Source organism: Mycobacteroides chelonae, from assembly GCF_016767715.1.
Taxonomy (GTDB): Bacteria; Actinomycetota; Actinomycetes; order Mycobacteriales; family Mycobacteriaceae; genus Mycobacterium; species Mycobacterium gwanakae.
On sequence record NZ_CP050145.1, the window covers coordinates 1,435,768 to 1,452,265 of the forward strand.

Genomic DNA, 16,498 nt, shown 5'->3' on the forward strand with positions numbered 1-16,498 from the left:
AGGGAGAAACGTGTCTTTGAGCGGCAAAGAGTTTGAAGGTCAGGTTGCACTGGTCACCGGGGCCTCACGCGGAATCGGACGTTCCATCGCATTGGCGCTTGCCGAACATGGGGCGGATATCGCAGTGCACTACGGAAACTCGAAACCGGCAGCAGAAGAGGTCGCCGAAAAAATATCCGCGTTGGGTAGAAGGGTCCTCCTCTGCCAGGGCGACATAGCCGATCCGGCAGTACCCGAGCTGCTAGCGGATACCGTGCACGCCGAATTCGGCCGGATCGACGTCCTTGTGAACAACGCGGGCACCCACGGAGCCGGACTGCTCCTTGACATCGCCCCGGATTATCTCGAGGAGACGGTGGCGACCAACCTCCTGGGCCCCATCCGGATGACGAAAGCTGTCGTCGCGCACATGCTGGGCCAGCGATACGGACGAATCATCAATATTTCATCCGTGGCCGCCGGCAAGCCCGATAGCGGCCAATCTAGTTATGCCGCAACCAAAGGTGGCTTGGAGTCGTTCACCAAAGCCATAGCCGTTGAGTTCGCGTCGCGAAACATCATCTCGAACGCGGTGGCGCCAGGTGTCATCTACACCGACATGGCGGAGATTACGCGTACTCATGTCCCTGCCACCTTCGAACGCTTGAAGGCCCAGATACTGGCCAAAGACTTTGCAAAGCCGGAAGTAGTTGCCAACGCCGTCTTGTACCTCGCGAGCCCCCACAACACCTACATCACGGGCGAGGTTCTGCATATCGACGGCGGATACAAGATGAAATAGCGATCAAAGCCGAAGAGCGCGAACGCATCACAATTTCTCACACAGCATCCGCTGGGTTTCATCACAGACGGACGCCTCGACAGACTAAGGAGGACAGGTGCGCAGGACCGATGAGTTACTGCCTGGCAATCCTTGGCTGCGCAGGCTCCGCGACGGGAACGGTGCGACGCGGGTGATCTGTTTCCCCCATGCAGGCGGTTCCGCCAGTTACTTCAGGCGATTGGCGAAGATGCTGCCCGTCGACACCGAAGTGCTCGCCGTGCAATACCCGGGACGGGGAAATAGATTGCGCGAGCGGCCGATAGAGTCAGTGCCCCTGCTCGCAGAAGGCATCGCATCGGCCCTACCCGCTAGCGATAAGCAAGACGTACTGTTCGGTCACAGCCTCGGTGGCCATATAGCGTTCGAGGTGGCGCAGAGGCTGCCTGTTCGCAAACTTGTGGTGTCCGGGATAGTGGCACCGTCCAAGGTGGTCGATCTCGGTTATCGCCTACTCAACGAGGCCGAAGGAATCGAAAGAATAGCGGCTCTGGGTGGCCTGCCGCCCGAGATCCTCAACGACCCCTCGGCCCTCAGCGCTCTTTTACCGGTGCTGCGAAGCGATTTCACGGCCGGCGAGACATACACCCCACCGCCCGACGCGACCGTCGGTTGCGATATCACCGCGCTCATCGGTGACCACGACGTCTTGGCCCCACAGGAGCGGGTGAGTTCGTGGCGCGAACACACACGTGGCAATTTCGATCTGCAGGTATTCCGCGGCGGCGGGCATTTCTACTTGGAAGACCACATCGACGAAGTAAGCGCCTGCCTCGTTCGGGCGTTCAACGTCAGCCCAATCATTTAGGCGACGATGCCAAAAGCTACTGCCGGAGAATTTCTGACCCCACTGGGAAAGCGAGGAAATGTGTACAACTACATCGTCACGTCCCCCGGGCAAGGTGTGCAGAAGCCGGGCATGCTCGATCCTTGGCTAACCCTGTCCGCTGCGCGCGATCGCATCGCAATCTGGTCTGACGCGGTCAAGTTCGACTTGGTGACCGCCAGCAGAGATGAGAACTCTTTGCGGGATACCGCCGTCGCTCAGCCTGTCATCATCGCGGCGGCGCTGCTGTCACTGAGCTTGCTGCGCGAGAAAGTCGATATCTCCGGAGACAGCGCGCTGTTCGCCGGCCACTCGGTGGGCGAGCTCGCTGCTGGGGTGGGCGCGGGCTATCTGACTGATGAGGCTGCCCTGACGTTGGCCGGCGTGAGGGGTGGTGCGATGTCATCGGCATGCGCCCTCGCCGCTACCGGTATGGCCGCGGTGATGCCGACGAAAAGGGGCGGCGCGTCAGATGACGAGATTGTGGCGAAGACGCATGAACATGGCCTCTCAACGGCCAACCGTAATGGCTGCAACCAGTTCGTCGTCGCCGGCCCCCTCGACGCTGTCGAGCATTTTGCGGATGCGCCACCCGAGGGCATGCGCGTCATGAAACTGGATGTGGCGGGCGCCTTTCACACATCGGCGATGGATTCCGCGATATCACCGTTTGCGGACGCAGTGAATAGCTGTCCGGTTTCGGCTCCGTCATCTCCCATGATCGGCAATAGCGACGGAGCGATCATCGCAGGTCCATCGGACTTCAAGAAGCGGTTGATCGCCCAGATCAACTCGGTGGTCCGTTGGGACCTCTGCGCTGCCGCGATCGCCGCGGCAGGAACCGCCGACACCCTGTTCATCGAACTAGCACCGAGCGGACCGTTGACCCGTCTGGCGGAACGTTTGGACGCAAAATTTCAGACTGTCGCCATCCGCGAGCCAGGGGACGTGGAGCTGCTTTCCGGCGAGTTTGCGATTGATTAGCCAAAGTTCCGTGCGAACACTATGCGTAACAGGGCGAATAGCCAAGAAAGGAGGCAACGTGACAGACACGCGACCGCATCAGGACACGGTGGACGCGCCTGGCGAGTCAATTCGTCCACTTAGCCGCCTGGAGACATACTTCACTTTTGGGTTTGGTCATTTCGGCGGTCAGTCAATGCTTATCTCGGGGGATTTAAATATCGAGGCGCTGAATGACACTTGTATTGAGATGCAGCTCCGCCACGAATCCCTGCGAAGCATCATCCGTAAGAATGATCAAGTCCCCGAGTTTGTGGCGACGCACCAACCGCCCAAATCGATCCGCGTATTCGAGGGAGAAGACCTTGAGACCCGGTCCACTGGGCGTGAGGCCGTATTCGATCAGACGCAGCAGCTTTTCTATGTCGATCTGCTTCTCGGGGACGGCCAGGCCCGCATAACGTTCTTCGTCCACCACTCAATCGCGGACGGCCGTCACGGATCTGCGATCCTCATCGAGTTTTGGAGCCTTTACGTTCAGCGCATCGAGGAAGGGCAGTTCCCGCCGATCCTCACCCAAAAATTCCCGCAGTCGGGGGAGTACTTCCTGAACCGCACTCAGTATCCGGGCGCGGATCCGAGTGTGAAGGCGGATGAAGTATTGCGTGTGCCGCTGTGGGATGAGGCCGCGCTTGCCCAGAAACTCCCGCCCCCTCGGGAGCCCGCGCTCGCCAAACAGATGACGTTGGAAAAACTCGGCAGAGCAAACCTCGCCCGCCTCGGCAATATCGAAAGCATCTCGATCAACGCGCTTGTATCCGCAGCTCTGATTCGTGCGCATGTCCGCGCTGGCGACCCAGTCCCACTGTATTTCTATCCGGTGGATCTTCGCGACTGTGTGGCGCCTCCGGTTGCCCCCACCGAAGCGACCAACTTGCTCTCCAACGCATGGTTCGGCGATGTTGAGATCGGCCCGGACCTCGTCACACTCGCCAGAAAGATACATGTCCAATTCGACAGGGACTTAGCGGACGGCACAATTCACCGAACGCGAGTTAGAAATGAGCCAACGAAGCTTCTCGCTGATAAGTCTTTTGGTGGCGCAATTCATGCCACTCAGCTAGGTCGAATTCGTGTTCCCCGTCTACCGGGGAATCTGGTCGTAGACGACATCACATCCAGTCATGCATCGGCATTGGGGCCAGCTATTTATACGTTCTTGTACGGTCGGGAAGTTTCGGTGTACACGATTGACTCGCTGAATCAACGACTGCGGGTGGGTTTCCTAGCCGGAAGTTACGAAAAGAGCGATGAGCTTCTTGCGTACATCGAAGACGAACTGACCGCGGCGATAGACGCTCGCATCTGATGGCGTTCCATCGAGGGCTCGGTGCGTTCGGGCGCAAGGTCATCCGACACGGCTGGTTGGTCGTGGTGATAGCGGTCGTGGCCTCGCTTGCGTCCGTATCCGTGGTGAAGGTGCGCGCGCTATCTGCCCCGTCGGGGCCGGTGGTGAGTCCGAAGGGTGCACCGAAGCTCCCGTCCTTCGCTCCCAAGCACGTGGTCTACATGGTGTTCGGGGAATCCGCGGGCACAGGGACGCTCACTTACCTAGACGTCGACAGCAGACCACACCGTGTCGACTTCACGACGTTGCCTTGGACGCACGAAGAAGTGACGACCCGCACATCGATGTTGGCCAATCTCATGGCGCAGTCGACGGGGGATCAACTCGGTTGCAGGATCATCGTCAACGGCGAGGTTCGCGACGAGCAGGTCCAGAGTCGCGAGCAGGGATCGGTCGCATGCAAGGTGAAGTCGGCATGACCACCGCACGAGACGACGTGACACGTGGGTAACAAGCATGTGGGGCCCGACCGCGGCGAAAGGCGCCCTTTCATCGCGCACGCTGTTCGGGTGCTCGCGATCCCGATCGTTCTCTTCTGGGTCGGCGCTGCCGTTGCGGCTAGCTTGTTAGTCCCCAAGCTCGACGGCGTGACAAAGCAACACGCAGGGCCGATGGTTCCTCTGGATGCGCCTTCGCAGCGCGCAATGCTGCACATTGGCGAGAAGTTTCAAGAATCGACTTCCACGAGCCTCGCCTACATCCTGCTGGAGACCGAGGGGCGAATACTGGGGGATGCCGACCACAAGTACTACGACGAGTTAATCCGTTTGCTCGACGCGGACAAGCAGCATGTTCAGTTCATCATGAACATGTGGGGTAAGCCGATCACGGCCGCGGGCAGTCAGAGCCCCGACAACAAGGCCGCCTACGTGATGCTTCGTTTGGTCGGCGATATCGGCGAGGCCGCCGCCAACGAGTCCACCATCGCGCTACGCAAGACGGTGCAAAATACCCTTGAGCGAACCCCGCCCCCACCCGGACTCAAGGTGTACGTCTCCGGGGCGGCGCCGCTGTCTGCGGACCTGCTTGACGCCGGCGACAAAAGCATGAAGCGTGTCCTGCTTTTCACGGTTGCCGTCATCATCATCATGCTTGTCTTGGTTTACCGCTCCATTGCATGCGTAGTACTGATATTACTCACCGTCGCCTTCGAATTCACGGTGTCCAACGGCATTGTTTCCTTTTTCGTGGTTCACAACGTCATCGGCATTTCGACATTCGCGACCAGCATGGTCGAGTCACTTATCATTGCAGCCGGAACAGATTACGGGATATTTCTGCTCGGCAGATATCACGAGGCACGTAATGCGGGTGAGGATCGGGACCGCGCGTTTTACACAACGTTTCACGGAGTGTCGCACGTCATTTTGGGGTCGGGGCTCACCATTGCGGGGGCGTGCCTCTGCCTTGGTTTTGCGCGGCTTGGCTACTTCAATACGATGGGGCCGGCCTGCGCCATCGCCATGTTGGTCACGGTCGCAGCGGCGTTGACGCTCGGCCCGGCTCTGCTCGCAATCGCAAGTAAATTTGGCCTTCTCGACCCGAGACCGACCCGACAGTCCCGGGGATGGCGCAGGGTAGGCACGATCGTCGTGCGCTGGCCAAAGCCAGTCCTCGTTGCCTCAAGTGCAGCAGTACTGGTGGGGGCCGTCTTTCTGCCGTCCTACCGAGTGAGCTACAACGAGCGGGCCTTCCAGCCGGTGAACACGCCAGCTAACGCCGGATTCATGGCCTCGGACCGACATTTTGCGGGCGGGAAACTGAACTCGGAAATGCTCTTGATCGAGTCCGACCACGATATGCGAAACCCTGCCGATTTCATCTCACTCGATCATATCGCCAAGACCATCTTCCACACTCCGGGGATTGCCCAAGTTCAAGGCATCACCCGGCCGGAGGGCCGTCCGATGGAGCGCGCGTCAATCGCCAACATACTGGCGGGACAAGGTAGTAGCAGCGGTCAACAGCTGCCATTTACCGAGAACCAAGTAGCAGATTTAGATAACCAAGTGGCCGTCATGGATCACACCATCTCGATCATGCAGACAATTCTTGGGCTCATGGATCAAATGACGCAACTCACCCATGACATGGTGGGGACAATGGAGGAGATGAAGGCACTCGCTGATCAGGTGGAAATAAACATCAGCGCCGTCGACGATTTCCTCAGACCTATTAAGAACTACTACTACTGGGAACCGCACTGCGCGGACATCCCCATTTGCTGGATGGGGCGGTCGATGTTCGAGTCGATGGACAGCATCGACGGGATGACGGCACTGACAGCGGAGGCGCTGGCCTCCATGCAGGTCATGGACCAGCTGCTGCCCCGCATGCTTACGCAGACACGCATGGCATTAAGTGACATGACCATCATGCGCGGGATGATGGTCAAGTCACGCGGCACCCAGGCGCTGAACACCTACACCGCGGCCGACGACGCAAACGACATGATCGATATCGGTCAGGATTTTGACGATTCTCGTAATGACGACCTCTTCTATGCGCCGAAATACATCTTCAGCAACACCGACTTCCAGGTCGCTCTCCGGTTTCTCGTTTCGCCGGACGGTACGGCGGCTAGGTTCATCATCAACCATGACGGTGAGGCACTGAGCCCCGAGGGGGTAGCCCATGTTAATGCCATCGAAAAGGCCGCCTATGAGGGGCTGAAAGGCACATCTCTCGCCGGGGCGAAGATCTACCTCGGAGGCTCGGCCTCGAATTATCGAGACATCGAACAATATGTAAAGTCCGATCTGCTGATCGCGGCTATCGCCTCGTTCACTTTGATCTTCGTCATAATGCTGATCATCACGAGGAGCATAATTGCCGCGTGCACCATTATCGGCACCGTAGCCTTCTCCTTCTCGGGAGCTTTTGGATTGGGCGTATTGATTTGGCAGCACATAGTTGGCTTGAACCTGCACTGGATGGTTCTACCTCTTGCCTTTATCCTCTTGGTCGCGGTGGGTTCGGATTATAATCTGCTGTTAATCGCACGCATGAAAGAAGAATTGCACGGCGGAATCCAGACCGGGATCATACGGTCGGTCGGGTCAACCGGTGGTGTTGTGACAGCCGCCGGTTTGGTATTCGCATTCACCATGCTGTCCATGGTGCCGAACGATCTACGCGCCATCTCGCAAGTGGGCTCGATTATCTGTGTAGGCCTTCTGCTTGACACCCTGATTGTGCGCTCGTTCATCGTCCCAGCTATCGCCAGGATTCTGGGTCCATGGTTCTGGTGGCCGCGGATCGTGCGTTGGCGCCCGCCGGCGGGTACGTCCGGCACCGTCCTCGCGAATGCCCGGAATGGAACATGATGTCGATGTACACAGCTGAATCGCAGCAGAGCGGCGCCGCAGGCAGGATCCGTGCCAAGTCCCGAGAGTTTCGCGTCGCGGCAGTTGGCCTGCTCCTGGCCTCGATGATTGGACCCGCGCAGCTGTATTGCATCCAGGGAATTCTGCCGCAGGTCGCGGAGGGTCTACAGATCTCTGCGGGCGACAGCCAACTCATTTTCCTGGTGGCATTTGCCGGTTTTGCGCTGGGATTGATCCCCATCAGCCTGTTGTCCGAACGCTATGGCAGGCGGAGCATACTGCTGGCGTCGTCAACACTTGGAACGTTGATTTACCTGCTTCTGGTGTTCTGCGACAACCTCACTGAAATCGTCTTGTTGAGAGGACTTCAGGGAGTCTTGCTGGCCGGTGTTTCTGCCATTGTGATGGCATACATAGGGGAAGAGTTCGAACCCCAGGCAGTTACCCCTGCGATGGGGATATACGCGGCAGGAAACGCCCTCGGGTCACTCTTGGGCCAAATGTTGCCGGCCTGGATTGTTGGGGGCACGGGTTCATGGCGGTTGGCACTCGGTGTGCTGGCCGTGCTACTGCTTGGAGTAATTGTTGTTTCCGCTATCACACTGCCGCGCTCGAACTTCTTCATATCCAGCGATATCTCGTACGCCATGGAAGCCAGGCTCTTCCTCTCGCACCTTTCGAACCGTCGGTTGCTCGTAATATATCTGCTGATATTTTGCTTCATGGGGGCGATTATTTCGATATTCAATGCCTTGCCCTTCAGGGTCGAATCGCCACCATTCAATATATCGCCGAGTATGTACGGCACATTCTTTCTGGTTATTCTGGTGGGCGTTTTCACCGCGAAGACCTCGGGTACCGTAGCCGCGAGGATCGGAATCAGGAACACGCTACTTCTGGCTGTTGTCTTGATGCTGGCCGGAGTAGCGCTGCTAGCCGTTCCCGTGGTGTGGATCATTGTGCTTGGCGCAGCGCTTGTCACCGGGGGAGGGTTTGCGGGGTACACGTGTCTCACGAGCCTGTCGGCGACGATCGCGCATAAAGGTAGGGCGCAGGCGTCCTCGCTCTTTCTCGCGTCGAGCTTCAGTGGGAGCGCCGTGTTCGGGCTCGTCGGTAGCCGCGTGCTCACGGATGCGGGATGGGCTGGTCTGTTGATATACATCAGCGGATTGATGGGCCTCGGTTTCTTGCTGGCGCTCACTGTCCGCGACGCACCACCCGCCGATGCCGAAGGTAGGAAATCGTGATCAGGCCCATTGATGCTGTCTTGAAGTCTGTCCTCGATGCGAGCCCGGCGGTGCATCTTGATCGGCCGGCGGATTTGTCTCTGGCACGTGAGTCCCGCCGACATGCTGTCCGCGGTGAGGCGCCGTCGACCCCGGTTGGCCGTGTGAAGGACATCGTGATTCCGGCGACCGACGCACCCCCCATCGCGGCGCGCGTCTACTGGCCGCTGGGTTTCGAAGACGCCGGAGAGCTCCCACTTGCCGTCTACTACCACGGCGGCGGTTTTGCGCTGGGCAGCATCGATACTCACGACTGGGTGGCACGTTCGATATGCGCACATATCGAAGCGGTGGTGGTCTCCGTGGATTACCGCCTCGCGCCCGAAAATCCCTACCCTGCCGCTGTCGACGATGCATTCGTCGCACTCACTTGGGCGGCGGAGCATGCCACGGAATTGGGCGCGGACCCAGCCAGAATCGCGGTAGCCGGCGATTCTGCCGGGGGTAACCTCGCCACCGTAGCCGCCCAGCTGGCCAAAAGCCGCGGTGGTCCACATCTGAAGTTTCAACTGCTCTGGTACCCGGGCACCACCAGCGATCTCTCCTTGCCGTCGGTCATCGAGAATGCCGCCGGCCCGGTTCTCTCCCGCGACATGATGAGGATCTTCGGCCAGGCATATCTCGGTGAATTATCCGAAACCGCTGACCCGACAGCACTACCGTTCACCGTTGCGCCGGTCAACGGGGACCTCGAGGGTCTGCCCCCGGTGTACATCGCCACCGCGCAACACGACCCGCTTCGAGACGACGGCCGGATCTACGCGGCACTTCTCGCGGACGCGGGGGTAGCGGTCCAGCTCCGCAACGCGGACGCCCTGGTCCATGGCTATCTTGATTTCGCCAGGATTGTCCCGGCAGCGAAAGAGGAGTTCTTACTTTCCCTGGACGCCTGCAAGGCCGTGTTGTAGGCGTCTGCTTGCCCGGAAGCCCGGCCTTGAGGTCCCCCCACCGACCAGAGTTGGGCAAGGCCATCACTGGTGCGTATGAGCGAACGGACGCGCTCTATTCTCCTTTGCTGTAAGGCTTTTAGAATGCGTATCTTGGTCCGACGTTCAGTTCCCTACGGGGCAAACAATTTTCGTGGGTGCGCGGCGGGCGATAGTCCTTTGCCCACTCGTGGAATCGTCCTCGATGGGTACCCTCGGGGTGGTGTCAGACCTAGCAATCCAATTGTCCGAGTCCGGCCGGGATTGGCTGATCCACAAGCCGGTCGACATCGCGATCTACATCGTTTTGGCGCTGGTGGTGCGATACGTGTTTCACCGCGCAATCGATCGGCTGGTCCAGGGGGCGAAACGGACAGATCAGGCGGAGAGCCGCCGGCGGTGGTCGCTTTTCACGCGCCGCGCGTCGGAGGCGGCCGAAAACGAGGCTCTTGACGAGGCCGAGCGACGGCCCTCGACCGTGCGCACCCTGCGCGGACGTGCTCAGGACCCGGCCCGTGACGCACGAAGGCGTAGACGCCGGGCGCAGCGCGCGCAGACCTTGGGTTCCGTTCTCAAATCAGCAGTCTCGTTTCTGGTGCTCGTCTGGGTGATCCTGCAGTCGCTCGCGATCCTGGGGGTGAACGTGGCTCCCTTCATCGCATCCGCGGGAATCGTCGGCGTCGCACTCGGTTTTGGCGCGCAAAACCTGGTGCGAGACTTCATCACCGGAATATTCATGCTGTTCGAGGACCAGTACGGCGTCGGCGACGTGGTGGACGTCGGTGATGCGGTGGGCACCGTTGAAAGTGTTGGTCTGCGCATCACCACGGTGCGTGACCTGCACGGCACCCTCTGGTATGTGCGCAACGGGGCGATCGCCCGCGTAGGAAATTTCAGTCAGGACTATGCGGTGGCCTTCCTGCAGGTGCCCGTGTCCTACAGCGCCGATGTCGACCTGGCCTGCAAGGTGGCGCTCGAGGCCGCCGAGCGGGCAGTCGCCGACGATGCGTTGCGGCAGGACGTGCTCGGAGCTCCGGAGATGCAGGGTGTCGATGGAATCACCACCGACGCGATCAGTCTGCGATTGACGGTGGCCGTCCGGGCTAATGCGCAGTGGGCGGTGGAGCGCGAGTTGCGGCGTCGGATTCTCGTCGCGTTCGACGAGAACGGTATCCGTCCGCTCTATCTCGATGGATTACTGCGCGCGGATGCCGAGATCCTGGAGAAAGTGGACCGCTGACCGCCGCCGATGCGCAGTACGCTGGTGATATGGCTGGTAAGGAAATCGACAAGCAGCGGGCAAACGCCGCGCTGGCGGTGATCCGTCAGCACCCAGGTATGGCGCTGTTCTTGGCCGCCCCGGTGCTGGCCGTCCTCGGCGCCGTGTGGTGGATCGCTGGTCTCGGATGGGCGCTGGTCCTCGCGGTGGTCATCCTGCTCGCGGGTGGTGCCGCGATTGTCATGCGCCGCGGTTGACGTAGCGTCCGCGTTCGCTCGTTGTTCGCTGTAGGCGAACGCCGCGAAGTTTGTAAGCATGTAATTTTGTAATCATGAAACGAGATCAACAATCCGACGCCTCCGACGCCGCGGATTGGTTCGCCGGGCGCCTGCCCGACGGCTGGTTCAGTGGCGATCCTGAAGTCGTTGTCGACCGCGAAGAGATCACCGTCATCGGCCGACTGCCCGCCGAGGAGAGTGCCAAGGAAAGTGAGGCGCGCGCAGCAGGCCGCGCCTCTCGCTTCCGGGAAGAGACCCGCTCTCACCGAATGCGCATCGCCGACGAGGCGCAGGCCCGGTATGGGCGCAAGGTCTCCTGGGGTGTCGACGTGGGCACCGCCGAGGAGTCCGAGCGGATCCTGTTCACGCACATCGCGGTCCCGGTGATGACTCGTCTGCGCCAGCCCGAGCGCCAGGTGCTCGACACCCTGGTCGAAGCGGGAGTCGCCCGCTCCCGCGCCGACGCGCTGGCATGGGCGGTGCGGCTGGTCGGTGAACACGCCGAGGAATGGCTGGACAAGCTACGGGGGGCCATGACAGAGGTTCGGGATCTGCGAACGCAAGGCCCGCAGCTCTAGGCCTGCGTCATCGCGAAGTAGGGACCGCGGCGCGCCAACAGCTCGGTATGGGTGCCACTCTCGACCACACTGCCGCCGTCCATCACGACAATGCGATCCGCATCACGAATGGTGGAAAGCCTATGGGCGATAATGAAACTCGTCCGATCCCGACGTAGCTCGGCCATGGCCCGCTGAATCAGTAGTTCGGTTCGGGTGTCCACCGAACTCGTCGCCTCATCGAGTATCAGCAGCTGCGGGCGTGCCAGGAAGGCCCGGGCTATGGTGATCAACTGCTTCTCGCCGGCGCTGATGTTCTCGCCGTCGTCGGCGATCCTGGTGTCGTATCCGTCGGGGAGTGTCTGCACGAATCGGTCCACGTACGCCGCGCGTGCCGCCTCGCGAACCTCGTCGTCGGACGCCCCGGGCCGCCCATAGGCAATGTTCTCGGCGATGGTGCCTGCGAAGAGCCAAGTGTCTTGCAGCACCATCCCCATCAGTGATCGCAGATCGTGGCGACTCACCGTTGAGATATCAATGCCGTCAAGCAGTATCCGCCCGGACTCGAGGTCGTAGAAGCGCATCACCAGGTTCACCAGGGTGGTCTTTCCTGCCCCGGTCGGCCCGACGATCGCCACCGTCTGCCCAGGTTCGACGCGCAGCGACAGCCCATCGATCACCCGGGTTTCGGGGGAGTAGCCAAAACTGATGTCCTCGAACTCGACACCCGGTGACCCGGCGGGAATAGCGGCGGGATGTGCCGGGTCCGGAGTCTCCTCGTCGGCATCGAGCAACTCGAAAACCCTTTCGGCGCTGGCGAGTCCGGACTGCAGGGTGTTGTACATCGCGGCCACCTGCGTCAACGGTTGGTTGAACTGCCGTACGTACTGCGTAAACGCCTGGATGCTGCCCAGTGTCAGATCACCCGAGGCCACCTTGAGGCCGCCCACCACCGCCACCGCCACATAGCTCAGGTTCCCTACGAACGCCGTAGCGGGAGACACCAGGCCCGAGAAGAACTGTGCGCCAAAGGCGCTGTTGTACACCTTGGCGTTCCGATCCGCGAAGATCGCCTCTGCGTCCGTGCGGTGTCCATATGTTTTGACGATGGTGAAACCGCTGTACGTCTCTTCGATATGCGCGTTCAGTTTCCCGGTGTTAGACCATTGCGCGACGAACAGCCGTTGCGAGCGACGGGCGATGGCCCGCGTCACCCACAGCGACAGGGGCACCGTCACGAGGGTGATCACGGCCAGTAGCGGCGAAATGCTGAGCATCATGACAAGCACGGCGACTAGGGTGAGCATCGAACTCAGCAGTTGGTTGATGCTCATCTGAAGAGACGTCTGGATGTTGTCGATATCATTGGTCACGCGGCTGAGAATCTCCCCGCGCTGGCGGGAATCGAAGTACGACAACGGAAGCCGATGTAGTTTGTCTTCCACATCGGCCCGCAATGCCACGACCGTGCGCTGCACGGTGACGTTCAGAAGCCGGGCCTGAACCCACGCCAACAACCCAGCCGCCAGGTATAGGCCCAGTGCCAGTGCCAACGTCATCCCCACGGCATGAAAGTCGACACCCACTCCTGGGGTGACGTTCATGCCGGAAAGCATCTGTGCGAATTGGCCGTCCCCGCGTGCCCGTGCCGCCTCGATGGCTTGTTCCTTGTTGAGTCCGGCGGGCAACTCTCGCCCAACCACCCCGTTGAACAACAGGTCGGTGGCGTGGCCCAGGATTCGGGGCCCGATCACCCCGATCGTGATACCGGTCATCGACAGGATGATCACCACCGCGGTCAGAAGACGTTGCGGAGCAAGACGCCTCACCATCCGCACTCCGGTGCCACGGAAGTCCCGGGAACGCTCTACCAGCCCTTGCTGCACCCCTCGAAAACCGATCCCCTGAGTCATACCAGTGACACCGCCTGCGAATCGCAGATCTCCCGGTACATCCCGCAGCAGTCCACCAGCTCGGCATGGGTGCCCACCGCGGCCACTCGACCATTGTCGAGCACCACGATCTGGTCGGCATCGATTACCGTCGAGATCCGTTGAGCCACCACGATCACGGTGGACTGTGCGGCGACCGCGCGCAGCGCCTCCCGTAACCGGGCATCGGTACGTACATCCAGCGCGGAGAACGCGTCATCGAACAGGTAGATGCCCGGACGGCGAATCACCGCGCGCGCAATGGCTATGCGCTGACGCTGCCCGCCGGAAAAATTGATGCCGCCCTGTGACACCGGCATGTGCAACCCCGCAGGATGCGCTTGGACGAAATCCGCCGCCTGCGCTACCTGTAACGCCTCCCACATCTCGTTCTCGGTAGCGTCGGACTTGCCGTAGCGCAGGTTGCTTTCCACCGTTCCGGAGAACAGGTACCCGCGTTGCGGAACCAACCCCATGAGTGTCCAAAGGTTCTCAGGGTCATATCGCCGGACATCGTTACCGCCCACGCGTACCGAACCCGCGGTCACGTCGTGCAAGCGGGGGATCAGTGACAACAACGTGCTCTTGCCGCAGCCCGTCGCACCGACCACCGCGGTGACCGTTCCGGGTTGTGCCGTGAATGAAACTCCTTCTAATACCGCACGTTCGGCACCTGGATAGCGGAAGCCGGCATCGGTGAACTCAACGGTCGGATCCGATGCGTCCGCGGAAAGCGGATCGGGCGGGGCGGTAATCGATCCCACTGTCTCGAATACCTCGGTGATCCGTTCGGCGCACGCCGAGGCTCGCGGCACCATGACGGCCAACATGGTGAGCATCATCATCGACATGAGGATCTGCAAGAAGTAGGACAAGAAGGCCACCAGCGAGCCCACCTGCATCTGTCCCTGGTCGATACGCAGCCCGCCGAACCAGATCAGCGCGACGCTGGAGGTGTTGATGACCAGTGAAGTGGTGGGCAGCATCAGGGCCTGCCATCGGCCGGCGGCAAGTGCCGCTTCGGACACCTCGGCGACGGCCGCACCAAACCGCTTGCGTTCCAGAGTTTCCCGGGTAAATGCGCGAATGACACGAATGCCGGACAACTGTTCCCGCATGACCCGGTTGATGCCATCGATGAGCCGTTGCATGCGGCGGAAGATCGGCAACATCGACCGCACGATGTACCAATTGACCAGGCCGAGCGCAGGCATGCTCACGATGAGCAGCCAGGACAACCCCGCATCCTGGTGGATCGCCATCGCGATCCCGCCTATGCACATGATCGGTGCCGTCACCAGCATGGTGCAGGTGATCTGGACCAGTACCTGCAGCTGCTGAACGTCGTTGGTGGTGCGCGTCAACAAGGTCGACGCGCCGAATCGAGACGACTCTTCGGCGGAGAACCCGGTGATGTGGTGGAACAGCGCCGACCGCATGTCGCGGCCGAAGCCCATGCCGGTCCGGGAACCGAAGTAGACCGCGCCGATCGAGCAGGCGATCTGTACCAGCGTCACCGCCAGCATCACCATGCCGAGTCGCATGATCGTGCGCGTATCGCCCTGCGCGACTCCGTCGTCGATGATCGCCGCGTTGACTGTCGGCAGATATAGCGCGGCCAGGGTGCTGATGATCTGCAGCATGACGACCACCGCGACCAGACTGCGGTAGGGACGGACATAACGTCGCAGGAGGGCCCGCAACTGACCCTGAGGCATGGGCACCACTGTCGCACACGACTCCCGCAACAAACCCGCAGCTCAGTGGTTGGCGCGGGTTTGTGCCGCTACAGTGCACATGTGAGGTTGGGCTTGGATTCGCGCAACGTGTGGAGCAAGTGTGCTGTCGCCGTGGTGATGGTGGCGCTTGTGGTGGCCGGTTGTTCGGGCGGTGATAAGTCTGATCAACCCGATGGCAATGAGCCGAACGCGACAGCGCCGGCGCAGACCAAGTCCAAGGGCGTCGAGGGTCCGATGTTCTCGGAATGCGGCGGTGTCAGCGATCAGGCGATGATGCAGCTGACCAAGGTCGTGGGTTTGGTGGGCACCGCCAAGAATTCGGTCGGATGTGTCTGGCTGCGCGGGGGAAGCATCGTGGGACCGCACTTCTCCTTCAACTGGTACCGAGGCAGCCCCATCGGTCGTGAACGGGCGACGGAGGAGCGGACACGCCCCAGCGTCGAGGACATCGAGATCGCCGGATACAAGGGGTTCATCGCCACCAACGGCTACCCGGGCACCGTGACCACACTGTGCGAGATCGGCATGGACTTCGGAAACGATTTCATCGAATGGTCTATCAACTTCGAGCTCGGATCCGGCGCTCCCGACTCCTGCGACGTGGCCAAGCAGCTGACCGAGACGTCGATCAAGGCGGCCAAGAAATGACCCATCGGAAAACGAAGTCCCTGTTCGCGGCGGCGTGCGTCGCGCTGGTCGCATTCGCGTCCGCAGGCTGTGGCGGCACCGTCGACGGAGAAGCGGTCATGCCCGGCCGCGGCGATCTGGGTGACGGCACGCCCGCCGAGCAGAAGTACCCCAACCTGCTCAAGGAATGCGACGTCCTCACCACCGACGTTCTGGCCAAGGCCGTCGACGCGGATCCGAGGGACATTCAGAGCACGTTTGTGGGCGCATTGTGCCGGTGGCAGGCGATGAGTAAGAGCGGTGGCCTCGTCGACATCACCCGCTTCTGGTTCGAGACGGGCAGTCTCGAAGCGGAGAAGGCCACAGCGAACAGTCTGAAATACAACGTCCAGGAACGGGCGATTCAGGGAATCCCGTCGATCGTGATGAAGCCACCGGACCAGCCGGGCGCCTGTGGAGTTGCCAGCGACGCAGCAGGTGTTGTTGGATGGTGGGTCAACCCGCAGGGCCAAGGCGGAGACTCATGCACGCAGGCAATAAAATTGATGGAGATGACGCTGTCAGTGAACATCTGACAGGTCGTGTTCGCTCG

At 60.8% G+C, this 16,498-nt stretch carries 15 protein-coding genes; 13 read left to right on the forward strand and 2 right to left on the reverse strand.

Going from position 1 to position 16,498, the window contains the following annotated elements; all coding sequences use genetic code 11:
• The first annotated feature begins 10 nt into the window (after positions 1 to 10).
• The 11 genes from HBA99_RS07130 (at position 11) to HBA99_RS07180 (ending at position 11,630) form a co-directional block, all read left to right on the forward strand.
• Positions 11 to 781, forward strand: coding sequence for an SDR family NAD(P)-dependent oxidoreductase (locus HBA99_RS07130; RefSeq protein ID WP_030094856.1), 771 nt, complete (start codon positions 11 to 13; stop codon positions 779 to 781).
• A gap of 97 nt (positions 782 to 878) precedes the next feature.
• Complete coding sequence (locus tag HBA99_RS07135) at positions 879 to 1,628, forward strand: thioesterase II family protein (protein WP_030094857.1); 750 nt, start codon at positions 879 to 881, stop codon at positions 1,626 to 1,628.
• 60 nt (positions 1,629 to 1,688) lie between these two features.
• Complete coding sequence (locus HBA99_RS07140; RefSeq protein ID WP_030094858.1) at positions 1,689 to 2,630, forward strand: ACP S-malonyltransferase; 942 nt, start codon at positions 1,689 to 1,691, stop codon at positions 2,628 to 2,630.
• Positions 2,631 to 2,688: 58 nt separating this feature from the next.
• Positions 2,689 to 3,978 carry a phthiocerol/phthiodiolone dimycocerosyl transferase family protein gene (locus HBA99_RS07145; protein WP_081347586.1) on the forward strand — a complete coding sequence of 430 codons (1,290 nt, stop codon included), beginning with the start codon at positions 2,689 to 2,691 and terminating at the stop codon, positions 3,976 to 3,978.
• Positions 3,978 to 4,436 (forward strand): MmpS family transport accessory protein, encoded by a 459-nt coding sequence (locus HBA99_RS07150; protein WP_057965144.1) that lies wholly within the window; start codon positions 3,978 to 3,980, stop codon positions 4,434 to 4,436. Before HBA99_RS07145 ends, HBA99_RS07150 begins: the two co-directional genes overlap by 1 nt.
• A gap of 24 nt (positions 4,437 to 4,460) precedes the next feature.
• Positions 4,461 to 7,343 (forward strand): MMPL/RND family transporter, encoded by a 2,883-nt coding sequence (locus tag HBA99_RS07155; RefSeq protein ID WP_070931071.1) that lies wholly within the window; start codon positions 4,461 to 4,463, stop codon positions 7,341 to 7,343.
• Positions 7,344 to 7,348: 5 nt separating this feature from the next.
• Positions 7,349 to 8,590, forward strand: coding sequence for an MFS transporter (locus tag HBA99_RS07160; protein WP_070931136.1), 1,242 nt, complete (start codon positions 7,349 to 7,351; stop codon positions 8,588 to 8,590).
• Complete coding sequence (locus tag HBA99_RS07165; RefSeq protein WP_109494138.1) at positions 8,587 to 9,537, forward strand: alpha/beta hydrolase; 951 nt, start codon at positions 8,587 to 8,589, stop codon at positions 9,535 to 9,537. The genes HBA99_RS07160 and HBA99_RS07165 overlap by 4 nt, the downstream gene beginning before the upstream one ends.
• 223 nt (positions 9,538 to 9,760) lie before the next feature.
• On the forward strand, positions 9,761 to 10,795 hold the full coding sequence (locus HBA99_RS07170) for a mechanosensitive ion channel family protein (protein ID WP_070951336.1): 1,035 nt from the start codon (positions 9,761 to 9,763) through the stop codon (positions 10,793 to 10,795).
• A 29-nt stretch (positions 10,796 to 10,824) separates the two neighbouring features.
• On the forward strand, positions 10,825 to 11,031 hold the full coding sequence (locus HBA99_RS07175; protein WP_070951335.1) for a hypothetical protein: 207 nt from the start codon (positions 10,825 to 10,827) through the stop codon (positions 11,029 to 11,031).
• 74 nt (positions 11,032 to 11,105) lie between these two features.
• Complete coding sequence (locus tag HBA99_RS07180) at positions 11,106 to 11,630, forward strand: hypothetical protein (protein WP_046252950.1); 525 nt, start codon at positions 11,106 to 11,108, stop codon at positions 11,628 to 11,630.
• Here the strand turns inward: HBA99_RS07180 and HBA99_RS07185 are convergent.
• Together HBA99_RS07185 and HBA99_RS07190 are read right to left on the reverse strand one after the other, a co-directional pair.
• Positions 11,627 to 13,522 (reverse strand): ABC transporter ATP-binding protein, encoded by a 1,896-nt coding sequence (locus tag HBA99_RS07185; RefSeq protein WP_070951334.1) that lies wholly within the window; start codon positions 13,520 to 13,522, stop codon positions 11,627 to 11,629. The genes HBA99_RS07180 and HBA99_RS07185 overlap by 4 nt on opposite strands.
• Entirely contained in the window at positions 13,519 to 15,243 is a 1,725-nt protein-coding gene (locus tag HBA99_RS07190) for an ABC transporter ATP-binding protein (RefSeq protein ID WP_199253028.1), read from the reverse strand. Before HBA99_RS07190 ends, HBA99_RS07185 begins: the two co-directional genes overlap by 4 nt.
• A 153-nt stretch (positions 15,244 to 15,396) precedes the next feature.
• Between HBA99_RS07190 and HBA99_RS07195 the strand changes: the two genes are divergently transcribed.
• Both HBA99_RS07195 and HBA99_RS07200 read left to right on the forward strand, forming a co-directional pair.
• Entirely contained in the window at positions 15,397 to 15,927 is a 531-nt protein-coding gene (locus HBA99_RS07195; protein WP_070952303.1) for a DUF3558 domain-containing protein, read from the forward strand.
• Entirely contained in the window at positions 15,924 to 16,481 is a 558-nt protein-coding gene (locus HBA99_RS07200) for a DUF3558 domain-containing protein (protein ID WP_070951332.1), read from the forward strand. The genes HBA99_RS07195 and HBA99_RS07200 overlap by 4 nt, the downstream gene beginning before the upstream one ends.
• Positions 16,482 to 16,498: the final 17 nt, after the last annotated feature.

Coding starts and splice junctions, on each gene's coding strand:
- HBA99_RS07185 (WP_070951334.1), bottom strand. CDS start 13,522: ATGACTCAGGGGATCGGTTTTCGAGGGGTGCAGCAAGGGCTGGTAGAG.
- HBA99_RS07180 (WP_046252950.1), top strand. CDS start 11,106: ATGAAACGAGATCAACAATCCGACGCCTCCGACGCCGCGGATTGGTTC.
- HBA99_RS07150 (WP_057965144.1), top strand. CDS start 3,978: ATGGCGTTCCATCGAGGGCTCGGTGCGTTCGGGCGCAAGGTCATCCGA.
- HBA99_RS07195 (WP_070952303.1), top strand. CDS start 15,397: ATGGTGGCGCTTGTGGTGGCCGGTTGTTCGGGCGGTGATAAGTCTGAT.
- HBA99_RS07170 (WP_070951336.1), top strand. CDS start 9,761: ATGGGTACCCTCGGGGTGGTGTCAGACCTAGCAATCCAATTGTCCGAG.
- HBA99_RS07200 (WP_070951332.1), top strand. CDS start 15,924: ATGACCCATCGGAAAACGAAGTCCCTGTTCGCGGCGGCGTGCGTCGCG.
- HBA99_RS07175 (WP_070951335.1), top strand. CDS start 10,825: ATGGCTGGTAAGGAAATCGACAAGCAGCGGGCAAACGCCGCGCTGGCG.
- HBA99_RS07160 (WP_070931136.1), top strand. CDS start 7,349: ATGTACACAGCTGAATCGCAGCAGAGCGGCGCCGCAGGCAGGATCCGT.